This is a genomic window from Streptomyces pacificus (genome assembly GCF_011766325.1).
Lineage (GTDB): Bacteria > Actinomycetota > Actinomycetes > Streptomycetales > Streptomycetaceae > Streptomyces > Streptomyces pacificus.
The window spans coordinates 1-8,992 of sequence record NZ_BLLG01000039.1 but is presented as its reverse complement, the minus strand read 5'-3'; the positions used below and the strand labels follow the sequence as shown (position 1 = coordinate 8,992).

Annotated in this window: 1 protein-coding gene; it reads left to right on the top strand. The window is 75.4% G+C overall.

What is annotated here, in order from left to right; translation table 11 throughout:
* Window positions 1-18: 18 nt before the first annotated feature.
* The coding region (locus SCWH03_RS28100) for a type I polyketide synthase (protein ID WP_272491135.1) at window positions 19-8,992 on the top strand (8,974 nt) is incomplete at its 3' end.

Sequence of the window (8,992 nt, the reverse complement as noted above, 5' to 3'; positions counted from 1 at the left end):
GCGCTGGTGGAGGGTGCGGTGCCGGTGCTGCGCGGGGACCGCGGTGAGGTGGATGCGCTGCTCGCCGCGCTCGCCCGACTGCATGTGGACGGTGTGCCGGTGGACTGGTCCCCGTTCTACCCGGGCGCGCGGCGGGTCGATCTGCCGACCTACCCCTTCCAGCACGAACGCTACTGGCCCGACACCGCCGACGCCGGGGCCCTGGCCCAGGACCCGGCCGACGCCGCGTTCTGGACCGCGGTGGAACGCGAGGACATCGCTTCCCTGTCCGCGACGCTGGGCCTCGACGACGCCACCCGCGCCGGGCTGACGGAGTCGCTGCCCGCACTGTCGGCGTGGCGGGGCCGGCGCAAGGCACGCTCCACGGTGGACTCCTGGCTGCACCGCGAGACATGGCAGCCGGTCACCGGGCTCACCCCCGCCCGGGGACCCTGGCTGGTCGTCGTGCCCGAGAGCGCGGCGGACGACCCGTGGGCCACCGCCGTCGTCGCCGCCCTCGGCGACGCCACCCGGCTCGACGTCCCCCGGGCGGACCGCGTGCGGCTGGCCGGGCTGATCCCCTCGCCGGCCGGGACCGGGTACGCAGGCGTCGTCTCCCTGATGGCGCTCGACGACCCGGGAGACGAGACCCCGGCCGCCGCGACGGCCACCCTCCTGCAGGCCCTCGGCGACGCGGGGATCACCGAGCCCCTGTGGGCCGTCACCCGCGCCGCGGTCTCCGTCGGCCGCGGCGACCGGGTGCGCAACCCGTGGCAGGCCGGCGTCTGGGGACTCGGCCGGGTCGCGGCACTGGAGCACCCCGGTCGCTGGGGCGGACTGGTGGACCTGCCCGAGGAACTCGACGAGCGCGGACTGCGGCGCCTTCCGGCCGTCCTCGGCTCGGGGGAGGACCAGGCCGCGGTGCGCGACTCCGGTGTCTTCGGCCGCCGTATCGTCGTCGCGCCCGGCGCGCCGAGCGCGCCCGGCGCACCCGGGTGGGAGCCCTCCGGCACCGTGGTCGTCACCGGCGGTACCGGCGCCCTCGGCCGCCATCTCGCCCGCGACCTCGCCGGGCGCGGCGCTGCCCGGATCGTCCTGCTCAGCCGCCGGGGCCCCGACGCGCCGGGCGCCGCCGGACTCCTCGAGGAACTGGACGGACTCGGCGCGGACATCGTGATCACCGCGTGCGACGCCGCCGACCGCGACGCGGTCGCCGCACTGCTGGACGGCATCGACGACCTCACCGCCGTGGTGCACGCGGCCGGTGTCCTCGACGACGGCGTGCTGGACGGCCTCACACCTGACCGGTTCGCCGACGTCTTCCGCGCCAAGACGGCCTCCGCGGCCGTCCTCGACGAGCTGACCCGCGAACGCGACCTCGACGCCTTCGTGCTGTTCTCCTCCGTCGCCGGTGCGGTCGGCAACCCCGGACAGGGCAACTACGCCGCGGCCAACGCCGTCCTCGACGCACTCGCCCAGCGCCGCGCCGCCGATGGCCGGGCCGCGACCTCCATAGCCTGGGGGGCCTGGGCCGGCGACGGCATGGCCGGCGGCGCCCGCGCCGCCGCCGCGATCAAGCAGGTCGGCGCCACCGGCCTCGACCCCCGTCTCGCCGTCGACGCCCTGCACCACGTCGTGGCGGATCCCGCCGCGACCGCCGTGGTCGCCGACCTCCACCACCCGCAGCTGCTCGCCGCCCTGCTGAGCCTGCGCCAGACGCCGGTACTCGAGCGGCTCCCCGGCGCGCGCGGTGTGCTCGACGCGCTCGAAACCGCCCGGCGGGACAGCGAGTCCGCCGGTGCCGCCCTGCGCGGCAGCGTGCGCGCGCTGCCCGAGGGCGAACGGGTCGCCCCCGTGCTGGACCTCGTGCGCACCAGGGCCGCAGCCGTCCTCGGCCACGCGGACACCGCGGCCGTGGCCGCCGACAAGGCGTTTCGCGACCTCGGGTTCGACTCGCTGACCGCGGTGGAACTGCGCAACCAGCTCACCGAGGTCACCGGGCTCGCACTGCCCGCCGGACTCGTCTTCGACTACCCGAGCCCCCGGGCCCTCGCCGAGTTCCTGCTCGGCGGACTCCTGGGCACCGAGGCCGGCCCGGCCGGCACCGACGTGGTCCGCACGACGGACGACGTCGCCATCGTGGGCATGGCGTGCCGCTTCCCCGGAGGCGTCGACTCGCCGGAGGACCTGTGGACGCTCCTCGTCGAGGGACGGGACGCGACCACCGAGTTCCCGGCCGACCGCGGCTGGGACCTCGGGGCACTCGCCAGCGCCACCGGGCGCGGCGGATTCCTCACCGGCGCCGCCGACTTCGACGCGGCGTTCTTCGGCATCTCGCCGCGCGAGGCGCTGGCGATGGACCCCCAGCAGCGCCTGCTGCTCGAGACGTCCTGGGAGGCGGCCGAACGCGCCGGCGTGGCCCCGGCGTCCCTGCGCGGCAGCCGCACCGGCGTGTTCTTCGGCACCAACGGCCAGGACTACCAGCATGTCGTGATGGCGTCCGACGAGGACCTGGAAGGCCACGCGGGCACCGGGCTGGCGGCCAGCGTGATCTCCGGACGCGTCTCGTACGCACTCGGCCTCGAGGGTCCCGCGGTCACCGTCGACACCGCGTGCTCCTCGGCACTGGTCGCGCTGCACCTCGCCGCGCAGGCGCTGAGGGCCGGCGAGTGCTCGCTCGCGTTCGCCGGCGGCGTGACCGTGATGGCGACGCCGACCGGCTTCTCCGGATTCTCCCGGCAGGGCGGCCTCGCCCCGGACGGGCTGTGCAAGGCGTTCTCCGACGACGCCGACGGCACCGGCTGGTCCGAGGGCGTCGGCGTGCTCGCCGTCGAGCGGCTGTCCGACGCGGTGGCCGCCGGGCGTCCGGTACTCGCGATCCTGCGCGGATCGGCCGTCAACCAGGACGGCGCGTCCAACGGGCTGACCGCCCCCAACGGTCCCTCGCAGCAGCGGGTGATCCGGCAGGCGCTGGCCAGCGGCGGACTGCACCCGTCCGACGTGGACGCCCTCGAGGCACACGGCACCGGCACCGCCCTCGGCGACCCCATCGAGGCCGAGGCCCTCCTCGCCGCCTACGGCCGGGACCGGCCCGCCGACCGCCCACTGCGCCTCGGCTCGGTGAAGTCGAACCTCGGGCACACCCAGGCGGCGGCGGGTGTGGCGGGTGTGATCAAGATGGTGATGGCGCTGCGTCATGGTGTGCTGCCGGGGACCCTGCACATCACCGAGCCGTCCTCGCATGTCGACTGGTCCGCGGGCGCCGTCTCGCTCCTGACCCGGGCCGTGGACTGGCCCGCCACCGGAGACCGGCCGCGCCGGGCCGGCGTCTCCTCGTTCGGTATCAGCGGCACCAACGCCCATGTGATCCTCGAGGAGCCGCCGGCGCCGGAGCCGCCCGCCCCCGCTCCGAAGGCGCCGCACGGGCGGGCACCCGCCCCGTGGGTCGTCTCCGCGAAGTCCCCTGCCGCCCTGCGCGCCCAGATCGAGCGGCTCGCCGAACTCCCGGGCGACGCCGCCGACATCGGGTATTCGCTGGTCTCCGCCCGGTCCTTGTTCGAGCACCGGGCGGTGGTCCTCGACGGCACGGAGATCGCCTCGGGGGCCGCCGCCGACCAGACCCTCGCCCTGCTGTTCTCCGGCCAGGGCTCCCAGCGGCCGGGCATGGGACGCGAACTGTACGAGAGGTTCCCGGCCTTCGCCACCGCGCTCGACGATGTGCTCGCCCACCTCGACCCGGCACTGCGCGACGTCGTCCTCGGCGACGGCGGGGAGGCGCTGGACCGCACCGGGAACACCCAGCCGGCGCTGTTCGCCCTCGAAGTCGCCCTGTACCGGCTGCTGGAGTCGTTCGGCGTGCGGCCCGCCTTCCTCGCCGGTCACTCCGTCGGAGAGATCGCGGCCGCCCAGGTCGCCGGGGTCCTGTCCCTCGCCGACGCCGCCGCACTCGTCACCGCCCGGGCCTCGCTCATGCAGGCGCTGCCGCCCGGCGGCGCCATGGCCGCCGTGCAGGCGCCCGAGGCGGAGGTCGCGGCGCTGCTGACCGACGGCGTCTCGATCGCCGCGGTCAACGGCCCCCGGTCCACGGTTGTCTCGGGCGACGAGCACGAGGTGCTGCGCCTCGCCGCGCGGTGGAAGCACAAGCGGCTGAAGGTGTCGCACGCCTTCCACTCCCCGCTGATGGCCCCGATGATCGACGACCTCCGCACGGCCATCGCCCGGCTCACCTTCCACCGGCCGGAGATTCCGCTGTTCACCACCGGCGACGCCACCGACCCCGAGTACTGGGTGAACCACGTCCGGGACGCGGTGCGGTTCGCCGACATCGTGGACCGGCTGCGGGACGCCGGCGCCACCAGGTTCCTGGAGATCGGGCCCGACGGCACGCTGTCGGCCCTCGTCGACGGCGCCGTGCCCGCCCTGCGCCGGGACCGGCCCGAGGCGACCGCCCTGGCCACCGCCCTCGCCCGGCTGCACGTCGACGGTGTCCCCGTCGACTGGGCTCCGTGGTTCCCGCACACCCGCCTCGTCGACCTGCCCACCTACCCCTTCGAGCATGAGCGCTTCTGGCCCCGCGGCTCCGTCGGCGGCAGGGCGGGGGACCCCACGGCGTACGGGCTCGCCCCGGGCGGCCATCCGCTGCTCGGCGCGTCGGTGTCCGTCGCGGGCACCGACGAACTGGTGCTGTCCGGTCGGCTGTCCCCGGCGCTCCAGCCGTGGCTCGCCGACCATGTCGTGGGCGGGGCGGTGCTGTTCCCCGGCACCGGATTCCTCGACCTGGCCATCCGTGCCGGTGACGTGGCCGGCTGCGATCGGGTGGACGGTCTCACCATCGTCGTACCGCTGGTGCTGCCCGAGCGTGATGCCGTGCCCGTCCAGGTGCGCGTCGGCGCGCCCGACGACGGCGGCCGACGCGCCGTCAGCGTCCACTCCCGCGCGCCGGGCTCCGACAGCTGGGTCCGGCACGCGAGCGGCACCCTCGCCGAAGGCCGCCACCCGGACGGCACCCTCGCCGAAGACCACCGCCAGGCCGGCATCGGCACCGCGCAGTGGCCGCCCGCCGGCGCGGTACCCCTCGACCTGGAGGGCTTCTACGACGCCCTGGGCGAGGCAGGGCTGTCCTACGGCCCGGTCTTCCGGGGGCTGGAGTCCGCCTGGCGCGCCGGCGGCGACGTCTGCGTCGAGGTCGCGCTGCCCGACGGCGCCGAGGACGCCGCCAGATACGGTGTCCACCCGGCACTGCTGGACTCCGCCCTGCACGCGATCACGTTCGTCGAGGGCGCGGGCCGGGGCCTGCCCTTCGAGTGGCGGGGGGTGTCCCTGCACGCGGTCGGTCCGTCCCGGCTGCGCGTACGGCTGTCGCACGCGGGTGGCGACGCGGTCTCCGTCACCGCGGTCGACGTCGACGGCGCCCCGGTCCTGTCGGCCGAGTCGCTCGCGGTGCGCGAGCCGTCGGCCGGCAGGGCCGTCCTCGGGCCCGACCCGGGCGACTCGCTGTTCCGTGTGGAGTGGACACCGCTCCCCCTGGCGGAGGACCGGCGACAAGCACCGGCATGGGAGCAGGAAGCGGGCCGGGCAGCGGACGGCGCAGCGGCGGAGCCGGCCGGCGTACGGATCGTCGAGGTCTCCGGCACCGCCGACGCCGCCTCCGCGCACGCCGAGACGGCCAGGGTGCTGGAGATCCTCCAGCGGGCCGACGAGCGCACGGTGTTCGTGACCCGCGGAGCCGCGGCGATCGGTGACGAGCCTGTCACCGACCTCGGCGCCGCCGCCGTATGGGGCCTCGTGCGCAGCGCCCAGGCCGAGAACCCCGGCCGGTTCCTGCTCGTCGACCTCGACGGCACCGGAGAGATCACGCCCGCCATGGCGGCCACCGGGGAACAGCAACTGATCGTCCGCGACGGCGTGACCTACGCCGGACGGCTGGCGCGGCTCTCCGGCGGTCCGTCCCTCGTGCCGCCCGCAGGCGTACCCTGGCGGCTCGACACCACTGCCAAGGGCAGCGTCGACGCACTGACGCTCGCCCCCTGCCCGCAGGCCGCCGAACCCCTCGGCGACCGTCAGGTGCGTGTCGCGATCCGCGCGGCGGGCCTCAACTTCCGCGATGTGCTGAACGCACTCGGCATGTACCCCGGGGAGGCCGGCTCGTTCGGCGCCGAGGCGGCGGGCGTCGTGGTGGAGACCGGCCCGGGGGTGACCGGGCTGAAGCCCGGGGACCCCGTCTGCGGCATGCTCTTCGGCGGTATGGGGCCGCTGGGCGTCGTCGACGAGCGCTACCTCACCCCGCTGCCCGGCGGCTGGACCTTCGAGCAGGGCGCGTCGGTGCCGCTGGTGTTCCTCACCGCGTACTACGCGCTCGTCGAACTCGGCCGGGTGCGCCCGGGCGAGAAGGTGCTCGTCCACGCCGGCGCCGGCGGAGTGGGCATGGCGGCCGTCCAGGTCGCCCGGCATCTGGGCGCCGAGGTGTTCGCCACCGCGAGCGAGGGCAAGTGGGACGCACTGCGCGGCCTGGGCCTCGACGACGACCACATCGCCTCCTCCCGCGACACCGCGTTCGAGACCCGTTTCGGGCGGGGCTTCGACGTCGTGCTCAACGCGCTGACCGGCGAGTTCATCGACGCCTCCCTGCGGATGCTGGGGGAGGGCGGCCGATTCCTGGAGATGGGCAAGACCGACCTGCGCGACGGCCCGCCCGGCGTCGCCTACCGGCCCTTCGACCTCGGCGAGGCCCACCCCGACGACATCCGGCGGATGCTTCTCGCCCTCCTCCGGCTCTTCGACCGGGGGGTGCTGCAGCCGCTGCCGATCAGCACCTGGGACGTACGGCGGGCCCGCGACGCGTTCCGCCACATGAGCCGCGCCCTCCACATCGGCAAGATCGTCCTCACCGTACCCGCCGGCTGGGACCCCGACGGCACCGTGCTGGTCACGGGCGGTACCGGTGGCCTCGGCGCGGAACTCGCCCGCCACCTGGCCGGGCGGGGTGTGCGCAGGCTGCTGCTGGTCAGCCGGCGGGGCCCGGAGGCGCCCGGTGCCGGGGAGCTGTGCGCCGAGCTCCGCGGCCTCGGGGCCGAGGTTGCCGTCGTCGCGTGCGACGCGGCCGACCGGGACGCCCTCGCGGCCGTGCTGGCCGGTGTCGAGGACCTGACCGCGGTGGTGCACACGGCGGGTGTGCTGGACGACGGTGTGATCGCCTCGCTGACGCCCGAACGGCTCGACGCGGTGCTGCGGCCCAAGGCCGACGCCGCCTGGCATCTGCACGAGCTGACCCGCGACCGGGACCTCGCGGCGTTCGTCCTCTACTCGTCCGTCTCCGGTGTGCTCGGCACCGCGGGCCAGGGCAACTACGCGGCGGGCAACGCGTTCCTCGACGCCCTCGCCCACCACCGGCGCTCGCTGGGGCTGCCCGCAGTGTCCCTGGCCTGGGGCGCCTGGAGCTCCGAGACCGGCATGACGTCGACCATGGACGCGGCGGCGCTGGAGCGGCTGGAGAGGTCCAGCATGCCGCCGATCCCGCTGGCGCAGGGCCTCGCCCTGTTCGACGCCGCCACCGCCGTCGACGAGCCGCTGCTGGTGCCGGCCCGCGTCACCACCGGCACGACCACCACCGGCATGGTTCACCCGCTGCTGCGCAACCTGCTGCGGGGGCGCCGTATCGCCACCGCCGGGGGCACCGCGGCCGCGGCGCTGCGCAGCCTCGACGGCGCCGCCCCGGCCGATCGGGCCCGCGTGCTCGTCGACCTGGTGCGCGGCGAGGCGGCAGCCGTGCTGGGGCACGCCTCGCCGGAGGCCGTGGTCGCCGACCGCGAGTTCCGTGCCCTGGGCTTCGACTCGCTCACCTCCGTGGAACTGCGCAACCGCCTCAGCCAGGCGACCGGGCTCACCCTGCCCGCGACGCTCGTGTTCGATCACCCGACACCGCAGGCGCTCGCCGCGTACCTGCTCGACGAGGTGTTCGGCGGCCCGGTCGACGCCGCCGCGCAGGACCCGGCGCCCGCCGCGGGCCGGTACGACGGTGAGCCGGTCGCGATCGTCGGTATCGCCTGCCGCTTCCCCGGCGGCATCGGCGGTCCCGAGGACCTGTGGAACCTGGTCGCGGCGGGCGGAGACGCGATCACGCCGTTCCCCACCGACCGGGGCTGGGACGTGAACCTGGTCGGCGAGGGCGCGGGACGCAGCGCCACCGGGCAGGGCGGCTTCATCGAGGGCATCGCGGACTTCGACGCGGCGTTCTTCGGCATCTCGCCCCGCGAGGCGGTGTCCATGGACCCGCACCAGCGACTGGTGCTGGAGACCTCGTGGGAGGCGCTGGAGCGCACCGGCATCGACCCGGTCGCGCTGCGCGGCAGCCGTACCGGTGTCTATGTCGGCGCCTCAGGCCAGGACTACGCCCATCTGATGCTCAACTCGGAACAGTCGCTGGAGGGCTACTCCGGCACCGGCACCTCCCCGAGCGTCGTCTCCGGCCGGGTGTCCTACGCACTGGGTCTGGAAGGCCCGTCGATGACGGTGGACACGGCCTGCTCCTCGGCGCTGGCCGCGCTGCACCTGGCCGTGCAGGCGCTGAGGGCGGGGGAGTGCTCGCTCGCGCTGGCCTGCGGTGTGCAGGTGATGTCGGCACCGGGCGCGTTCATGGAATTCAGCCTCCAGGGCGGCCTCGCCCCCGACGGCCGCTGCAAGCCGTTCTCGGACAGCGCGGACGGCACCGCCTGGTCGGAGGGCATCGGTGTGCTCGTCGTGGAGCGGCTGGACGACGCGGTGGCGCAGGGCCACGACATCCTGGCGGTGGTGCGTGGGTCGGCCGTGAACCAGGACGGTGCGTCGAATGGTCTGACGGCGCCGAACGGTCCTGCGCAGCAGCGGGTGATCCGGCAGGCGCTGGCGGATGCCGGTCTTGCGCCGTCGGATGTGGATGCGGTGGAGGCGCATGGTACGGGGACGGCGCTGGGTGATCCGATCGAGGCGCAGGCGTTGATCGCCGCGTATGGGCAGGGTCGTCAGGTGCCGTTGCGGC